The sequence below is a fragment of the Micromonospora sp. CP22 genome (assembly GCF_009712475.1).
In the GTDB taxonomy this organism is placed as follows: Bacteria; Actinomycetota; Actinomycetes; order Mycobacteriales; family Micromonosporaceae; genus Micromonospora.
The window spans coordinates 112,411-129,709 of sequence record NZ_VCJO01000003.1 but is presented as its reverse complement, the minus strand read 5'-3'; the positions used below and the strand labels follow the sequence as shown (position 1 = coordinate 129,709).

The 17,299-nt window shown below is 70.2% G+C and carries 13 protein-coding genes; 4 read left to right on the top strand and 9 right to left on the bottom strand.

Annotation, left to right across the window (positions count from 1 at the left end):
* Window positions 1-11: 11 nt before the first annotated feature.
* A complete protein-coding gene (locus tag FF096_RS06535) occupies window positions 12-1,112 on the bottom strand; it encodes an ATP-dependent DNA ligase (RefSeq protein WP_309222797.1) in 1,101 nt (366 codons plus the stop codon).
* Window positions 1,113-1,248: 136 nt separating this feature from the next.
* Between FF096_RS06535 and FF096_RS06530 the strand changes: the two genes are divergently transcribed.
* On the top strand, window positions 1,249-1,461 hold the full coding sequence (locus tag FF096_RS06530) for a hypothetical protein (protein WP_155215516.1): 213 nt from the start codon (window positions 1,249-1,251) through the stop codon (window positions 1,459-1,461).
* A 9-nt stretch (window positions 1,462-1,470) separates the two neighbouring features.
* On the opposite strand, the gene FF096_RS06525 is transcribed toward FF096_RS06530, so the two are convergent.
* Entirely contained in the window at window positions 1,471-2,388 is a 918-nt protein-coding gene (locus FF096_RS06525) for a DNA-3-methyladenine glycosylase 2 family protein (protein WP_309222796.1), read from the bottom strand.
* A 488-nt stretch (window positions 2,389-2,876) separates the two neighbouring features.
* On the opposite strand from FF096_RS06525, the gene FF096_RS06520 reads away from it, so the two are divergent.
* From FF096_RS06520 to FF096_RS06510, 3 genes are read left to right on the top strand one after another with little or no spacing between them, the layout of a single operon-like run.
* The gene (locus FF096_RS06520; protein ID WP_155215515.1) at window positions 2,877-4,691 is read left to right on the top strand and encodes a stealth family protein; all 1,815 of its coding nucleotides are present in this window, start codon (window positions 2,877-2,879) and stop codon (window positions 4,689-4,691) included.
* A 15-nt stretch (window positions 4,692-4,706) separates the two neighbouring features.
* A complete protein-coding gene (locus FF096_RS06515; RefSeq protein ID WP_155215514.1) occupies window positions 4,707-7,487 on the top strand; it encodes a CDP-glycerol glycerophosphotransferase family protein in 2,781 nt (926 codons plus the stop codon).
* A 58-nt stretch (window positions 7,488-7,545) separates the two neighbouring features.
* Complete coding sequence (locus FF096_RS06510) at window positions 7,546-9,312, top strand: stealth family protein (RefSeq protein ID WP_155215513.1); 1,767 nt, start codon at window positions 7,546-7,548, stop codon at window positions 9,310-9,312.
* A 62-nt stretch (window positions 9,313-9,374) separates the two neighbouring features.
* Here the strand turns inward: FF096_RS06510 and FF096_RS06505 are convergent, their stop codons facing one another.
* The 7 genes from FF096_RS06505 to FF096_RS06475 form a co-directional block, all read right to left on the bottom strand.
* Window positions 9,375-10,043, bottom strand: coding sequence for a hypothetical protein (locus FF096_RS06505; protein WP_375335300.1), 669 nt, complete (start codon window positions 10,041-10,043; stop codon window positions 9,375-9,377).
* Between the two features lie 237 nt (window positions 10,044-10,280).
* A complete protein-coding gene (locus FF096_RS06500) occupies window positions 10,281-11,057 on the bottom strand; it encodes an anti-sigma factor (protein WP_155215512.1) in 777 nt (258 codons plus the stop codon).
* Complete coding sequence (locus FF096_RS06495) at window positions 11,054-11,746, bottom strand: sigma-70 family RNA polymerase sigma factor (protein ID WP_155215511.1); 693 nt, start codon at window positions 11,744-11,746, stop codon at window positions 11,054-11,056. Before FF096_RS06495 ends, FF096_RS06500 begins: the two co-directional genes overlap by 4 nt.
* A gap of 83 nt (window positions 11,747-11,829) precedes the next feature.
* The gene (locus tag FF096_RS06490) at window positions 11,830-12,687 is read right to left on the bottom strand and encodes a spermidine synthase (RefSeq protein WP_155215510.1); all 858 of its coding nucleotides are present in this window, start codon (window positions 12,685-12,687) and stop codon (window positions 11,830-11,832) included.
* Window positions 12,688-13,656 carry a hypothetical protein gene (locus FF096_RS06485; RefSeq protein ID WP_309222795.1) on the bottom strand — a complete coding sequence of 323 codons (969 nt, stop codon included), beginning with the start codon at window positions 13,654-13,656 and terminating at the stop codon, window positions 12,688-12,690.
* Between the two features lie 7 nt (window positions 13,657-13,663).
* Window positions 13,664-16,138, bottom strand: a complete 2,475-nt coding sequence (locus FF096_RS06480; protein WP_155215509.1) for an AAA family ATPase — start codon at window positions 16,136-16,138, stop codon at window positions 13,664-13,666.
* Window positions 16,138-17,286: an exonuclease SbcCD subunit D gene (locus FF096_RS06475; RefSeq protein ID WP_155215508.1), complete on the bottom strand. Its 1,149-nt coding sequence runs from the start codon at window positions 17,284-17,286 to the stop codon at window positions 16,138-16,140. The genes FF096_RS06480 and FF096_RS06475 overlap by 1 nt, the downstream gene beginning before the upstream one ends.
* Window positions 17,287-17,299 lie beyond the last annotated feature (13 nt).

Here is a 17,299-nt window from a genome sequence, read left to right as displayed (position 1 = left end):
CTACGGCCAAGCTATGCGGACCCGGCCGACACCGTCGGGTCGCCCCGCAACACCTGGTCCACGTCGAACCGGACCGGCCGGTCGAGTTGATCGTATCGGCAGGAGAGCGGGTCGCGGTCGGGTCGCCAGCGGACGAAGCGCGCGGTGTGCCGGAACCGGTCACCCTCCATCGCGTCGTACGCCACCTCGACCACCAGCTGCGGGCGCAGCGGCTCCCACTCCAGGTTCTTCGTGCCGGTCCACCGGCTGACTCCGCCCGGGATGCGTTGCCCGCGTTCGTGGTCGCCGTGCACCCACGGGTGCTCGGGCCCGGCGTCGCGGTAGGGAGCCAGCTCTTGCAGCAGCTCGGCGCGGCGGGCCATGGTGAACGAGGCGCTGACCCCGACGTGGTGTAGCACTCCGGAGTCGTCGTAGAGGCCGAGCAGCAGCGAACCCACCACCGGACCGGACTTGTGCCAGCGGAACCCGGCGACCACCGCGTCGGCGGTGCGGGCGTGCTTGACCTTCGACATGAGCCGCTTGCCCGGCTCGTACGGCAGGTCGGCGGGTTTGGCGATCAGCCCGTCCAGACCGGCACCCTCGAAGACGTCGAACCAGCGCCGCGCGACCTCGACGTCGGTGGTGATCTGGGTGACGTGCACCGGGGGCTGTACCCCGGCCAGCGCCTGCTCCAGCCGGGCCCGGCGGATCGGGTAGGGGGCGTCGAGCAGGCTCTCGTCGTCGAGCGCGAGCAGGTCGAAGGCGACGAAGTCGGCGGGCGTCGTCTCGGCGAGCAGCTTCACCCGGGAGGCCGCCGGGTGGATGCGCTGGGCCAGCAGCTCGAAGTCGAGCCGAGGCTGCCCGTCCGGGCCGTCGCGGCGGATCACGATCAGCTCGCCGTCGACCGCGCAGCGCGGCGGCAGTTGCCGGCGGGCCTGCTCGACCACCTCGGGGAAGTAGCGGGTCATCATCTTGCCGCCCCGACTGGCCAGCTCCACCTCGTCACCGTCGCGGAAGACGATGCAGCGGAAGCCGTCCCACTTGGGCTCGTAGGTCATGCCCGGGCCGGTGGGGATCGAGCTGACGCTGCGGGCGAGCATCGGCTCCACCGGTGGGTTGATCGGCAGGTCCACGGCGATCAGTCAACCAGACGGCACCGACAGTGGTGAGCCGGATCACCGTCGTCCGCTGGGCGGCGTGTCCGTCTCACGCCCGTCCCGTCCCGCTCGGGCGAATCGGTAAACCGCAGGTCAGAGCTACTTTCGCGAGGTGGCGGAGTGGGCGTGCGGGTGCTGCGGGCGGTGGCGGGTCAGCGTCGAACTGATCCACGGCCGGTACGTGTACCGGGTGGTGCACCGCTATCCCCGCCGCTTCGGCGGCGGCAAGAACGTGCTCGGCGAGGTCGGCTCGGTCGACGAGGTGGCGGAACTGCTGCACCGGCGTACCCCGGTCAGCCTGGCCGATCTGCGCGAGGCCGCCTGAGACCGGCGTTCAGAAATGGGCGAAGGAGCGGATCGGCGCGCGGGGGCCGAACTTCGGGGCCTGCACGGCGGCGGCCTCCAGCAGCCGGCACACCCGGCCCCGGTGGCCCCGGAACGGCTCCAGCAGCTCCAGCATCCGGGCGTCGTCGCCGCGCGGTTCCCCGGCCAGGGCCCAGGCGACCGTGTTGGGTACGTGGTAGTCGCCGACGCTCACCGCGTCCGCGTCGCCGTACGCGACCCGGACCACCTCGGCGGCGGTCCACGGCCCGACGCCCGGGATCGACCGCAACAACCGGGTGGCCTGGGCCGAGTCGGCGCACCGTTGCAGCCGGTCGGCGACCCGGGCGGCCCGCGTCAACGTCTCGGCCCGGCGTTGTTCCACCCCGAACGGATGGAAGACCCAGTACGGCGTGGCCGCGACGGCCGCCGGGTCGGGTGGCAGCAGCAGCCGCACCGGTCCGGGTGCCGGTTCGGCGAAGTGGCGCACCGTCGCCGCGTACCCCCGGTAGGCCTCCTTGCCGGTGACCTTCTGCTCCAGCACGGCCCGCAGCACCCGGGGGAAGATCAGCCCGGTGGCCGGCATTCGCAGCCCCGCCTGCTGACTGGCCAGCCGAGCCACCACCGGGTGGCTCGCGGCGAGTTCCGGGAAGCCGGTCAGGTCGTCGCGGAGCCCGGCCACCGAGTCGGCGTGCTCGACCATCCAGGCGGCACCCGGGCCGTGCCCCTCGGCGACCAGGCCGTCGCCCTCGGGTCGCAGGGCGAGGGTGGCCGGTCCGTCGGGCGTGCGCGCCGCCCACCAGAGGACGCCCGCGACGATCCGGGCGCACGGGTCGTACGGGCTGAAGGTGAGCGGGCGCACCGAGGCGACGAAGCGGTAGCCGGGTGGCGTACGCAGCACCCGACGCAGGTTCGGCTCCATCCCGGTCACCACGTCACTGTGCCACCTCGACCGCAGCCCGCACGATCCCGGTCACGGGGCGACCGGAGCGGTGCTGTGTGCGGACTCCTCGTCGCGCAGTGGCCCGGGATCCGAGGGATAGATGGTGCTCGGCCGATTCTGGTAACCATCCGTTCAGTTTCCGGACCACCTGATCGGTCAGGATTCTTCGGGCAAAAACCACAGGAGCGGACCTATCCGACCTGTTGTCCGTCGACCCGGCAGCGGCCCATAGAAACGCAACTGTCCCACAGATGAACGCACTGCTATGGTCCGACCTGCGCGGGGTCAGATCCGTCCGGAACGGCGAGGTTTGCCACGTCGGTCGGAGACCGTCCGCGTGTCACGGGGAGCTGTGGGGAAGGGTAACGGGGATGGCTGCCGGAGCGGTTGTTCACACGAGGTGCCTGGCGGATGACCGCCTCGGCGCCCGTATCCGCTGAGCGTGCCGTGATCGTCCATAGTGAACGGTCTGTCTGATGATCGCGCTGCGCGCCTACCGTCTCCTGCCGCCCGGTCTCCGGCAGCGACTGCTCAACCTGCTTCCCGAACACCGCCGGCTCGCTCTGGTGCGTACCTTCACCCGGCCGCGCGGTGGTGACGTCCTGCACCCGGTCGGCAGCCGGGTGACGGTGACCGACGACGGCTCCCGCACCGAGGCAGAAGTGGTGGCCGCGGCGACGCCGCTGGAGATGTGGCACCGTAATCTGACGGCGGTCACCGGGGCGCTGGAGGCCGCCGGCATCGAGTACCACTGCCTGCGTAACGACGACTACCTGCGTAGCTCTGTGGCGGTGCTGGTGGACCAGCGGGACGCGGTCCGTCGGCTGGTCGAGTCCGCGCGGACGCTGTCGGGTGCCCACGTACGCACCGTCGAGGTGCGCCCCGGGCGCAACCAGCCGGACCTGGCACCGACCGAGGTGATCCAGGTGTGGTTCCCGGTGACCGACGTGCGAGCCGGAGTGGTGCTCGGTGCCCAGTTCGCGTGCGAGATCGAATTCTGGAGCCGGGTGGGCGACGTCGTCCGGGCACCCCGACACAACGCGGTGATCGACGAGGCGCCGGCCCGAGCCGAGCCGGTGCGGGTCGCCGCAGCGTTGCTCAGCCACTTCGTGCCGGAGGCGGACGACCACACCTACGGCACTCGGCGCGACCTCACGGTCCGGGCCCCGGACCGGGTCGGGTTCCCGATCGACGCGGTCTACACCTGGGTGGACGGTTCGGACCCGGAGTGGCTGGAACGCAAGCGCGCCGCGATGGGCGCGCCGGGCGGCGAGCTGCACGCTATCGCGGCCAACTCGTCGCGCTACCAGAATCGGGACGAGCTGCGTTACTCGATGCGTTCGCTGCACAGCTTCGCCCCCTGGCTGCGCAAGATCTTCCTGGTCACCGACGGTCAGTTGCCCAGCTGGCTCGATCCCAGCCATCCGATGATCACCGTCGTGTCGCACGCCGAACTCTTCGCCGACCTCGGCGGCCTGTCGTCGTTCAACTCGCACGCCATCGAGTCCCGGCTGCACCGCATCGAAGGGCTGGCGGAGCACTTCCTCTACTTGAACGACGATGTCTTCCTCGGCCGCCCGCTGCTGCCGACCCACTTCTTCCACGCCAACGGCATCGCGAAGTTCTTCCCCTCACCCGCCCAGTTCGGGCTCGGCGAGGCGAAGCCCACCGACCCGCCGGTGAACGCCGCTGGTAAGAACAACCGTCGGCACATCCAGCGGCAGTTCGGCGTAACCATCACACAGAAGATGAAGCACACGCCGTTCGCCCTGCGCCGCAGCATCATGCGTCAGATCGAGGCGGTGTTGCAGGCCGACGTGACGGCCACCGCGCAGCACCGGTTCCGCCACCACGAGGACCTGTCGATCCCCTCGTCGTTGCACCAGTACTGGGCGTACCTGACCGCGCAGGCGGTTCCGGCCGACATCGAATACGAGTACGCGGACCTCGGTCACCCCTCGACACCGGCCCGCCTCGCCGAGTTGCTCGCGAAGCGGCACCGTGACGTGTTCTGCCTCAACGACACCGACTCCGATCCTCGCGCGCTGGAGGAGCAGGAGCGGATGCTCGCCGACTTCCTGCCCCGCTACCTGCCCTTCCCGGCACCGTTCGAGTTGCCCGAGGAGACGGTGGCCGAGCGGCGCAAGCAGGGGGCCAGCGCCCTGTGGCGTCAAGCCGGGCAGAGCGTTCCGGTCAGGCGACACCCCAACCAGGTCGACGCACCGACCCTGCCCAACTCCCGGTTCAGGTCAGCCGGCGGCCACAACATCCTCACCAGGCCGGACGGCTGACCCCGGCGCACGTAGATGCAGCTGTCAACGCGTACTCCCCGCACACCATCCTCACTGGAGCTCCGAGTGGTAGGCTCTGTCCCCCAGGTCACGATCATCGTCCCGGTCTACAACGTGGAGGACTACCTCCCCGAGACCCTTGACTCGATCGCGGCGCAGACCGTATTCGCACAGTGCCGCGTGATTCTGGTCGATGACGGCAGCACCGACGGGTCCGATCTGTTGGCCAAGCAGTTTGCTGCGGAACATCCCAACGTCACAGCGGTGCGGCAGAACAATAGCGGGCCGGGCGCCGCGCGGAACCTGGCCCTGGACATGGCGGACACGCCGTACGTCGCGTTCGTCGACTCGGACGATATCCTGCCGCCACGCGCCATCGAGGTCCTACTCAAGGCGATCGTGACGCATCAGGCGAGCATCGCGATCGGTGACATGGACACCTTCCCGAAGCCCACGGCCTTCCTGTGGAAGAAGCCGTTCGGAAAGGGAGACCGCCTGCTGCAATCCGTCGTCGACGCACCGGAGCTGATCTTCGACGCCGGACCGTGTCACAAGCTCTACGACCTGAACCAACTGCGGCAGCAAGGCTTCCGCTTCCGGGAAGGGGTGCACTTCGAGGACGCCTTCCTCGCCATACCGATGCTGCTGAAGGCGGAGCGGATCGCCCTCGTCGACGAGGTGGTCTACCAGTACCGTCGTCGGGTCAGCGGTAACTCCATCATGGACAATCTGTTTACGCGGGAGCAGAACTACTGGGATCACCTCGAACTTTGTGAGACCCTCGCGGAGTTGCGACCCGAACTCGACGTTTTTCGTCGGGAGGTGCTTGAGCGCTTCCTCGTCCGCAGTTACCAGGGTTTCGCCATGCGGGCACACCTGCTGTTCGAGGATAAGGACCTGTGGCGGATCTTCGAGAAGTGCAGCAAGATCTACCAGGACATCGAGCCGTCCTTCATTGCCCGATGGACCGCCGACACCCGGCACCGAGTCCCATACCTGGCCTTCAAGTCGTACGATTTCGACTTGTTCGCCCGCCCCTGGGAACGGGTGCAGGGAGTGGTGGCGTGCGGGGGAGAGCTGTTCCTGGACTATCCGATTCCACCGGCGTTCCTGCCGCTCACTAAGGTGAGCAGCGTATCCGCGCGGCTTGAGCAGGTGCGCCTGAGCGACTCGGGCGAAAAGCTCAAGGTGTCGGGGCACGTGCAGATCAGCGGGCTCCCGATGAACCGTCCGATCAAGACCCCGCTCGGGTTGCGGGTGCGGGGTAGCAGCCTGACGACCCCGGCGACACTGGAGCGTCGTGCCGATCTGAAGTCGCCGGACAACAACCGTGAGTGGGCCGGCTTCACGGCCGAGATTCCAGTCGCCGAGCTGCGCGGCGGCCACCACAGCTTGCGGCTGGTTTTCATGACGGAAACCGGCCAGGCATCCCGGCAGTGTCTGATCTCCGCCGCCTTCATGCGTGACGCGCTGTTGAAGGTCGCTGGCGACACCCGTATTCTTCCCGGCTTCAGCGGGCGGGAGGACGCTACGCTGCAGGTCCTCAAGGCAGGCGGCGCTGCAGGCCGGCGTCGATGGCAGCGCATGCTGCTCCGCAAGGATCTGCGACACGCTGTCTCGCGACAACCGTTCTGGAAGCAACGCCTGCTGCGGGCACTCACCGAACCGTTCATGCGGCGACGGGACATCTGGCTGATCGGGGAGCGCAAGGACACCGCACAGGACAACTCCTGGCACCTGTTCCGCTATCTGCGGAAGAACGAGCGCAGGCGGAACGCCTATTACGTCATCGAGAAGAACAGCCCCGACCGGGAGCGGCTGCGCGGGCTCGGCAATGTCGTCACGTACGACTCGTTCCGACACAAGTTCTTGTTGCTGCACGCCACGAAGCTGATCAACTCTTATGACATCGACTCGTACATGCTTCCGTCCAGATGGGATCGCACCGCCTTCCTGAAGCACCTGAACTGGCGCATCGGTCCGGCTCGCGTCTTCCTTCAGCACGGGGTCACGGACAAGGACGTCAGCGGTGGGCTGCACCGCGCCAAGACCGGGGTCGACCTGTTCGTGGCTGCCGCCGGGAAGGAGGCCGAGTATGTGGCGAACCAGTTCGACTACGGCAGCGCCGCGCAACGGCTCGGTTTCCCACGCTTCGACGCGTTGCTTCCGGATCGCGGGCACCGACGGATCCTGCTGATGCCCACCTGGCGTAGTTACCTGGTGAGCCCGTCCTACAACCCGTCGCTGCGGCCCCGGTTTCCGTTTGAGTCATCCCGATATGCGAAGTTCCTCGAGGAGCTCTTCGGCAGCGACGAGTTGAAGCAGAGCCTTCAACGCCATGGGTACGTGCTCGAGTTCCTCCCGCACTACGAGATGCGAACCATGTCGACGAGCATGGTCCCTGCGGAGTCCTGCTTCGCTGTCGTGGACCAAACGCAACGCAGTGTGCAGGATGCCCTTCGGCAGTGCGACCTGTTCATCACCGACTACTCCTCCACCGCCTTCGACGTGGCCTATCTGGGCACCCCGCTGATCTACGCCCACTTCGACAGCGACGAGTACTTCGCCATCGGCGGCTACCGTCGCGGCTACTTCGAGCACCGGGACCATGGGTTCGGCCCGGTCTGCGAGTCGGCTGCTGAAACGGTCAAGGCCATCGTTGCCTACCTGGAGAACGGTTGCGTCCGCGAGGAGATGTATTCGAGGCGTGCGGCTGAGTTCTTCGAGGTGCAGGATCAGCAGAACTGCCAGCGGGTAACCGCCGCCATCGCCGCGCTGCCGGGGCCCCAGCGGTGAACAGCGGCGGGCACCACCTCATTGTGCGGCCGGCAGCCGGGGTGGGACGGTGACACAGATGGCGGACGGGAGTGGCAGCGACTCGGATACGCCGCGAGCCTTGGCGGAACCGGCCGGGTTGGTCGATGTCTACCGGCGGGTGCTGAGCCCGCAGACCCGTCGGGCGATCGCGCGGAAGGTGAGCCCGCGGGCCCGGCACCAGTTGAAGCAGTGGGTGGCGCGGGCGTCCCGGAGCACCCCACTCGCTGACCGCCGGGGTGAGTGGCTGGCTCGTCGTCAACCGGAACTGTTCGCTGGCGGTGACCGGGCGGTCGTCGTCGCGGACCAGGCGCTTCGGGTGGCCCAGGTCGTGGCCGACAGCACGCCGGTGCGCGCCCGGACGGAGAACCTGGCGGCGGTGACCGCCGCGTTCGACGAGGCCGGCGTGGAGTACTTCCGCGTTTGTGGTCGATCGCATCTGTCGTCGGTGGTCGCGGTGGATGCCGCTGACCGGGAGCGGGCGTACGCTGCCCTCAGCGTTGCCTGCACCCGGGTACCGGGCTACGTGGCAGCGGTGCGCCAGGGCAGTGAACAGACGCCGCTGCCGGGCTTCGAGTCGAAGTCGTGGAAGCGGATCACCGAGGCATCGGTGATCCGGGTGACCTGGTACTGGACAGACCTTCGGCAGCGGCTGGTCCTCGGCCAGGCGTACGGCTGTGAGATCGAGTTCTGGAATCGGCAGGGAACGGCGTTGGTTGCTCCCCGTCGTAACCCGGTGGCCGAGGAGGTCGTGGCGGACACGTCGCCGGTCGCCGTGTCCGAATCGCTGTTCACCGCGTTGCTGCCCGCGTCGGCTCCCGCGACGGCTCGGACAAGGCCGGAGTTCGCCGGCCGACGTCCGGAAGACGTCGCGTTCCCGATCGATGTCGTGTACACCTGGGTCGACGGTACGGATCCCGAGTGGCTGCGGCGTCGTGCCGCGGCGACCGGTAGCCCGTACCACAGCGAGGCAGCCAGTGCGGCCAGGTTCCTCAGCCGGGACGAGTTGCGCTACTCGCTGCGGTCCTTACACCTGTTCGCACCCTGGGTGCGCAATGTGTACCTGGTCACCGACGACCAGATACCGAGCTGGCTGGATCAATCGGCACCCGGAATCCAGGTGGTCAGCCATCGGGAGATCTTCACCGACCGGTCGGTGTTGCCCACCTACAACTCACACGCCATTGAGAGCCAACTGCACCACATCGACGGGCTCTCCGAGCACTTCCTCTACTTCAACGACGATGTCTTTCTCGGCTGCGAGGTGCTGCCCAGCGACTTCTTCTTCGCCAACGGGATCTCCCGGTTCTTCCCGTCGCCCGCCCTGGTACCGCCCGGTGCACCGTCCACGGAGGACATTCCCTCCTCTGCGGCGGGGAAGAACAACCGAGGGTTGATCGCCGAGCGGTTCGGCACGGTGCTCGCGCAGAAGATGAAGCACATGCCCCACGCCCTGCGGCGCAGCGTGCTCTACGAAATCGAGGAAACCTTCGCCGCCCAGCACAAGCAGACCGCCGCGAGTCGGTTCCGGAGCCTGACCGATATCTCGATCGCCTCGTCACTGCACCACTACTACGCGTTCCACACCGGGAGGGCGGTACCAGGGGAGCTGACGTACACCATCGCGGAACTGTCCCACCCCGACACACCGGCCCGTCTCGCGCACCTGCTGGCCAAGCGCGACCGGCACGTGTTCTGCCTGAACGACGCGTTCTCCACCGAGGAGGACCTGGCCGCGCAACTCAAGGTGGTCACGCCGTTCCTCGACACCTACTTCCCGGTGCCCAGCCCCTGGGAGCGCGCCTGACAGACGACGGTGGCCGGCCGCGCCATCGCTGGCTGCGGCCGGCCACTCGCCGTGCTGACGGGTCAGTAGTCGTAGTCGGAGCCGGAGTCCTCCGACTTGCTCTTCGACGGCGGGGCGACCGCCTTCGGGGTGCCCTTCGGCAGGCACTCCAGGTTCTTGCTGCCGTCCGGGTTGACCACGAACCAGGTGCCGCCGACGCCCTGGCCCTTCCACTGGCCGGCCTTCTTGTCACCGATGTAGGTGTAGAGCGGCCAGCCGTCGAGGGTGATCTGCCGGGTGCCGTCCTCGCGGGTGATGGTGCCGACGGCGTCGTCGGAGACACCCTTGAGCTTCGGGGTGCCGTCGGTCAGAGCCGGCGGCCACACCTCGGCGCACTGGCCGTCGCAGTTGGACGACGGCGGGTCGTTGCTGTCGCGGTCGAAGCGGTACAGGATGAATCCGTCCTGGTTGACCACCGCGCTGCCCATCCGGGGGAACTTCTTGGCGGTCAGGCTCTCGGTGGCTTCGACCCCGTCGGGCAGGGGAGCGTCGCTCTCGGTTTCCGCGCCCGGTGACGCCGAGGCGCCCGGCTCCGCGCTGCTCTCGGGGTCGGCGCTCGTGCTGGGCTCGGCCGCGGCGACGGCGACCGGCTCGGCCGCGCCTGCGTCCGCCCCGCTGTAACCTGCGGGAGCGCAGGCCGTAAGCGCGAACATGGCGCCCACGGCGATGACGGTCCGCTTCATCTGTGCCACGTGCCCTCCTCATACTTGACAAGTTCACCGGGAAATACGGGGCGAGCGCTGTCAAGGTTGAATCGGAAACGGTGGGCAAGTTCACAGGAATCTATTGAACCGCCTGGCCCCTCTGTCCGTATGAGTCCGTATCCCCAGGTCCGGGCGGTGACAGCCAAGCTATCCCGGGTCGGGGCGGTCACCGTCGAGACGACGATGGCCCGCCTCGGTACCGAGGCGGGCCATCGTGGACGCGGATCAGGCCGTGGGGATGGTCACCAGAGTGTCCGTGGCTCCCCGCGAGTCGACCTCCTGCACCTCGAAGTGCTTGATCTTGTCCAGCTTCGTCGACGTGGCGGCCGACAGGGCGAGCAACTGCCCGTTGCTGTTGGTGCCGTACCCGCCGTCCGGCACCAACCAGGTGGAGACGACCTCGGTGGAACCGTCGTCACGCACCACCACCAGTCGGCAGGTGCGCGGCCCGGGCAACCTGCTCAGGCTGAAGTCCATCTTGGTGCCGAAGTCCTTCGAGATGAGGAAGAAGGTCGCCCGTACGCCGGTCGTCGCGTCGGTGACGTCGATCTGGGCGCCTTCCTGCTCGTTGCCACCGAGGTTGGGACCGCTGGGGTTTCCGGGGCGGTCGGTCGGTGGGTCCACCGGAGCCGTGGTCGGCCCGGCGATCGGCGGTGCCGAGCTGCTGTCGGTGAGGTTGCTGAACACGACACCGGTCAACCCACCGAACACCACGACGGCCGCCGCGGTCGCGAGGACCTGCCGGAACCGGGCCCGTCGACGGTGCGTACGCAACGCCACAAGCGTTCGATCCAGCAGGACCGGATCCGTGTGGGTCTGCTCCAGCGCCGTGATCGACCCCTCGTCGATGTCGGAGAGCAGCCCGACCACCGGCACCATCGTCTCCAGCTCGGCGGCACAGGCCCAGCAGGTCGCGAGGTGTTCCTCGAACCGCTCCATGTCCTGTTCGTCAAGCACGCCGAGCGCGTACGCGGCGACGTCCATGTGGTCAACCCGGCTCATTCCGTCACCCCCCTCTCCTGCAGAGCTGTGCGCAGCGCGCGCAGCGCGTAGTAGACCCGCGACTTCGCGGTGCCCAGTGGCAGACCGAGTTCCTCGGCCGCCTCCGGCACCGTCCGGCCCCGGAAGTACGTCGCCACCAGGATCTCCCGGTGCGACTGACTCAACGTTCGCAGCGCGTCCGCCACCGTCATCGACCGCAGCACCCGGTCGGTGCTGTCGGCCTCGGCGAACGCGGTCAGGTCCCGGTCGTACGTCTCGGCCGGACGGGCCTGCTCGCTGCGGTGCTCGTCGATGGCGATGCGTCGCGCCACCGTCACCAGCCAGGGCCGTAGCGACCCCTGTCCCTGCGTGCCCAGCCGATGCGCGTTGCGCCAAGCCCGCAGCAGCGTCTCCTGGACGATGTCCTCGGCCCGTTGCCGATCACCGCCGGTCAGCCGCATCACGAACATCAGCAGCGGTCCGGCGTGTTCGGCGTAGAGCGTGCGGATCAACTGGTCCGAGTGTGCGGCTTCGGTAGTGGAAGCCTGGTGGCGGCCAGGGGTGGGTCGCGGCGTCACCGGGCTATTCTGGCGAGCCGCCGCCCGGGAGTCGACCCCACGAGGGGACGTGGTCGACCGCGACTGGGATCGGGCGGACATCCAGTCCACCCGCACCCGGTCGTCCTGCCAACCGACCGCCAGTGCGTGCATGCAGACCTCCGACGTCCATGGACAGAAAGCCGTCCCCCCACGGGCATGGCTGCTCACTGGTACGGAGGGCGGCACCGAACGGATCAACGTCGGACGGAGAAAATCCCCGGCGGCGGTGGCGTCGAGTCGACCGCGTCGTCGTCGTGTACCACGGAGGCACCCCCGGTGAAGCGGTCGAGTTCCGCGTCGGACAGCACCCGACCAGGGAACCAGTCACCGGCGGCCCGGCGAGCCAGCGCGGCGACCGGCGGGTCCTGGCGACCGGCGACGAGCACCAGATTGCCGTAGCGCCGGCCCCGCAGCACCCCGGCATCGGCGACCAGACACGCCTTGGGCAGCACCGTCCGCACGGTGGCCACCTGGCTCCGGGCGTGGCGCAGCGGTGGACCGTCGGCGACGTTGGCCAGGTACCAGCCCGCCGGACGCAGCACCCGTGCCACCTCGGCGGCGTACTCCACCGAGGTCAGCCGGGCCGGGGTCCGGGCACCGGCGAAGACGTCGGCGACCACCACGTCGTAGCTGGCCTCCCGGCACGAGGCGAGCACCGCTCGGGCGTCGCCCACGCGGACCTTCAGGCGCGGGTCGGCCCGCCACGGCAACGCCCGTCGCACCAGGTCGACCAGGGCCTTGTCCACCTCGACCACCCGCTGCGTCGAGCCCGGGCGGGTGGCGGCGACATAGCGGGGCAGGGTCAGCGCGCCGCCGCCCAGATGCAACACCCGCAGGGGCGCCCCCGGAGCGGCCACCAGGTCGATCACGGCGGCCAACCGGCGGACGTACTCGAACTCCAGGTGCGTCGGGTCGGTCAGGTCCACATGCGACTGAGGTGCGCCGTCGAGCAGCAGCGTCCACGAACCGGACCGGTCCGGATCCGGTAGCAACTCGGCGAGCCCCGTGTCGACCTGCTCGGTGATCCGGTCGGCGTCGCGTCGGCGGCCCATTCAGCGGCCCGCCCGAGCGGCGGCGGCGCGGGCGGCGGCGGTCAGCGCTCGATGCAGCAGTCGCGCGTCGCCCAACCGGGAACGCAGCAACCGTTCCAGCCCGGCGATCGGGATCAGGTTCTGCGGGGCCCGGGGGTCCTTGTACGGGCTGGAGGCGAACCGGGGCAGGGTGACCAGCGACAGGTCCGCCAACCGCACCGCCTCGGCGATCTCCAGGTCGGCGGAGCACTCCAGCCGTACGATGCCCGCCCACGGCGCACCCGCCGCCACCGGCAGCCGCAGATACCACGACCAGCCACCCCAGGCGGTACCGAGCCGGAACACCGGCGAACGGTGCCCCGGCGGAAGACCGGTGACCACGGCGGTGAGTCGGGCGTCGAGGTACTGGCTGTGCTGGGTCTTGATGTAACCGAGCGTGCGGGGCAACTGCCGCCGGTTCCGCAACGGCCCGTCCACCACCAGCAGGTCGTCGTCGGTACGCGCGGCGGCCGACACCTGCACCTCCAGGGCGGTCAACGGCCCCTGCACCGCCGCCGGGAGTTTGGCCAGCTCGCCGCTGCCACTGACCCGGTGCACCGGGTAGCGGACGTTGCCGGCGACCACGTCGGTCGCCGACGGGCTGGCGGTGAACAGACCGCGTGCCACCGTGGCACCGGCCAGTTGGGCGGCACCCCGGTCCAGGTCGCACCGCACCACCCCGGCGGCGTAGGAGGCGGCCAGCCCGGGAAACGAGCCGCCGTCCTCCTCGGCCGTCCAGATGCTGGCGTCGATCCGGCGTACCCCGTCGACCAGCAGCACCACGTCCGGCGCCCGAACCCCCGCCCGGGGGCCGATCGCCCGCCAGTCCACCACCGGAAACTCGTGCTCCGCCTCGACCTGCGCGCTGCTCGGAGCGGCCGGTCCGGCCGGTGACGCCTCGAACGAGGTACCGAAGCCCGGATCCCAGGCGTCGACGAAGAACCGGCTCACGACCGCATCACCGGCCGACCCGTTCCACCCGGGCCGAGCGGGCGTCCTTGTGCACCTCGAAGCGGACCGGGATGCGTTCGGCCAACGCCGGCACGTGGGTGACCACGCCGACCATGCGGTCACCCCGGGCGGCGAGGTTCTCCAGGGTGGCGGCGACGGTGTCGAGGGTGGCCGCGTCGAGAGTGCCGAAACCCTCGTCCAACACGATCGACTCCAGGCTGGCGGCGGTGGTGGACATCCCCGCCAACTGTTCCGACAGCGCCAACGCCAACGCCAGCGACGCCTGGAAGGTCTCCCCGCCGGAGAGCGTCCGCACCCCGCGACGCAGCCCGGCGTCGTGGTGGTCGACCACGAAGAACTCGCCCTTGTCGTGGACCAGGTCGTACTGGCCGCCGGAGAGTTCCCGCAGAATCCCCGACGCCCCGTCGACCAGCAGATCCAGCGCCTCGGCCAGCAGCCACCGCTCGAAGTTGTTGGCGCGCAGGTGCCCCGCCAACGCCCGCGCCACCCGCGCCTCGCGTTCGTGCTCGGCCCGCTGCTCCCGCAACGCCCCGGCCTGCTCGCGCCGCTCGGTCAGCCGACGCAGCTCCGCCTCGGCCCGCTCCACGGCGACGGTGGCGGCGCGGACCGGATCGTCGGGGGCGGGCAACCCGGCGTCGGCGAAGATGCCGGCGATCCGGTCCGCCACCGCGTCGGCCGCCGACTCGGCCTCGGTCACGGCGGTGGCCAACCCGGCCCGCTCCGACCGGCGGCGGTGCGCCTGATCCTGCGCCCATTCGGCCAACGTGGTCCAGGCGGCGGCGACGTCCTCGCGGTCGGTGGCGGGCGGCCCGAACCGGGCCACCGCGTCGCGGGTGTCGTCGAACCGTCGCCACGCCGCCCGAAGCCGTTCCTGCGCCGCCTCCACCGCCCCCCGGGCCCGCCGGGCCGCGTCCCGCCCGGCCCGGACCGCGGTGGTCGCCTCGTCCAGTTCCTGCCGCAGCCGGGCCAACTCCGCCAGCCGCGACCGCAGCGCCTCGACGGTGGCCGCGCCCGCGAGCTGCTCGTCCAGCGTCGCCAGGCGGGCCCGGAGCCCGTCGTGTTCGGTACGGGCCCGCAGCAGCACCCGCTCCAGGTCCCGCGCGGCGGCGTCCCGCTCGGCGACGACCTTCCGGGCCGCCTCGCTCGCCGCGCGGGCCGCCTTGCCGGCCGCCACCGCCCGGGTCACCGCCGAACCGGCCGGAATCGGCGGCACCTCGGCCACCGTCTGCTCACAGACCGGGCAGACCTCCCCGGCGGTGAGATGGGCCCGCAACGCCGTCGCCTGGTCGGCGGTCTTCGCCTCCTCGTGTGCCTGGAACGCCGCCGCCAGCTCCGCCTCGGCGCGTTCGGCCGCCGCCTGCGCCTCGGCCAACGCCCGCACCGCCGTGTCGTGCTCGACCTCGGCCGCGTCCACCCCGGCGCGGACCCGCTCCGCGTGGTCACCGAGCTGCTCCCGGTCGGCGTACGCCCGCAGCAGCATCCGCAGGGCGCTCTCGTCACCGGCGGCGGTCAGCTCGCCGCGTAGCTTCTCCTCACGTTCCTCGGCCAGCGACACCGCGGCCGCCGCCGCGTCGGCCGCGGCGCGCGCCTCAACCACCGCCAAGGCCACCTCGGCGACCCCGTCCGGTGCGCGCACCTCGTCCAACCGGGCCAGTTCGGCGTCGAGCGTGGCCAGCGCCGCGGTGGCCTCCGTGACCGTCGCACGCGCCGCCGCCAGCTCCGGTACGGCGGCGGTCACCGCCTCGGCCAGCTTCCGCATCCGGTCCACCTGACCGGCGGCCTGTTCCAGCGCGGCGTCGTCGATGTCGGTCAACCCGGCGAGCAACTGGTCGACCGTCTCCAGCTTCGCCTCCGCCTGCCCGGCCCGGGTCGTGGCCCGCTGCTGCACCTGCTCGTACACGCCGAGCCCGAGCAGGTTGACCAGGATCTGTTGCCGGGTGGCCGGGCGGGCGTGCAGGAAGTCGGCGAACTGGCCCTGCGGCAGCACCACACAGCTGGTGAACTGCTCGTACGGCAGACCGACCGCCGCCAGCACGGCGGCGTCCATCTCCGCCGGTGTGCCGGCGACCACCTCGCCGAGATCCTCCGGACTGAGCCCGGTGTCCAACTTGGTGACGTCGAACCCCTCCGGCATCAGCTGCAACCCGGCACCGGCGGTCTTGACATTGCCCCGGCCGTCCCGACGCACCACCCTGGTGGCGACGTACCGGGCCCCGGCGGACTCGAAGACCAGCCGAACCCGTGCCTCGGTGGCCGACGGGGCGAGCGCGTTGCCCAGCCCGCGCGTGCCGCCCCAGCGGGGCACCGTGCCGTAGAGCGCGAAGCAGATCGCGTCGAGCACAGTCGACTTGCCGGAACCGGTCGGCCCGACCAGGGCGAAGAAATCCGCGTCGGTGAAGTCGATCGTGGCGGCGTCGCGGAAGACGGTGAAACCGGCCAGGTCCAGCCGCATCGGTCGCATCAGTGATCGACCTCCTCGAGCAGCTCGTCGAAGAGTTGCCGGACGTCCTCGTCGGCGTGCCCCCGGCTGTCCAGGTAGTCGGCGAACAACTGGCGGGGTGAGCGGCCGGAGCGTTGGGCCACCCGGGTGCCGGTGCCGGGAGCCGGCACCAGCTCCGGATCGATCCGGATCTCCAGGGCGCGGGGAAGCAACTGCTGCACCTCCTCCCGCAGGCCGGCGCGGGGCTGCTCGCGCACGTACACCCGCAGCCAACCCTCGGGCGGGGTGATCTCGGCGAGCTGGGCGAGGGTGCCGCGTACGGTGCGCAGGGCGGTCGCCGAGGTCACCGGTTCCTCGCGGATGCGCGCCGCCGTCGTCGCGGTGACCTCGACCAGGGTCACCGCCGGGACGTTCTCCTGCTCGCCGAAGTCCACCGCGAGAGGAGCGCCGCTGTAGCGGATCGGGCACGGCCCCTGCACCCGTTGGGAGCGGTGCAGGTGCCCGAGCGCCACGTAGTGGGCGGTGCCGGGAAAGACCGAGGCGGGCACCGCGTACCCCATGATGGTGTGCGCGTCCCGCTCGCCGCCGCCGGTGGCCGCGCCGACCACCGTGAGGTGGGCGGTGACCAGGTGCACCCGGTCCGGCTCGTCGAAACCCTCGGCCAGCCGGGCGAGGATGCGGCCCAGATGGTCGGCGTACGTCTGGGTGGTCTCGGCGGCGGTCAGCTCGTACATCTCCACCGCGCGTATCGCGTACCGCTGAGACAGGAACGGCAACGCGACCAGCCGCCAACGCTCCCCACCGGCGGTGGTGCCGTCGATGACGTGTTCGGCCGGATCCTCCCGTACGCCGCCGCGCAGGGTGATGCCGGCCGCCTCGGCCCACGGCCGTAGCGCGTCCAGGGCCGGGCCGTTGTCGTGGTTGCCGCCGATCGCCACCACGTCTGCGCCGGTGCGGCGCAGCGCGGTCAACGCCCGGGTGACCAGGCGGGTCGCCTCCGGGGTCGGTGCCGCAGTGTCGTAGAGGTCACCGGCGATGACGACCAGGTCGGGCTGTTCCCGCCGGGCGATGTCGATGACCTCGGCCAGCACCTGCTTGTGCTCCTCGGCCCGCGACTGCCCCTTGAGGACCTTGCCCACGTGCCAGTCGGAGGTGTGCAGGATCTTCATGCTGTCATCCCAC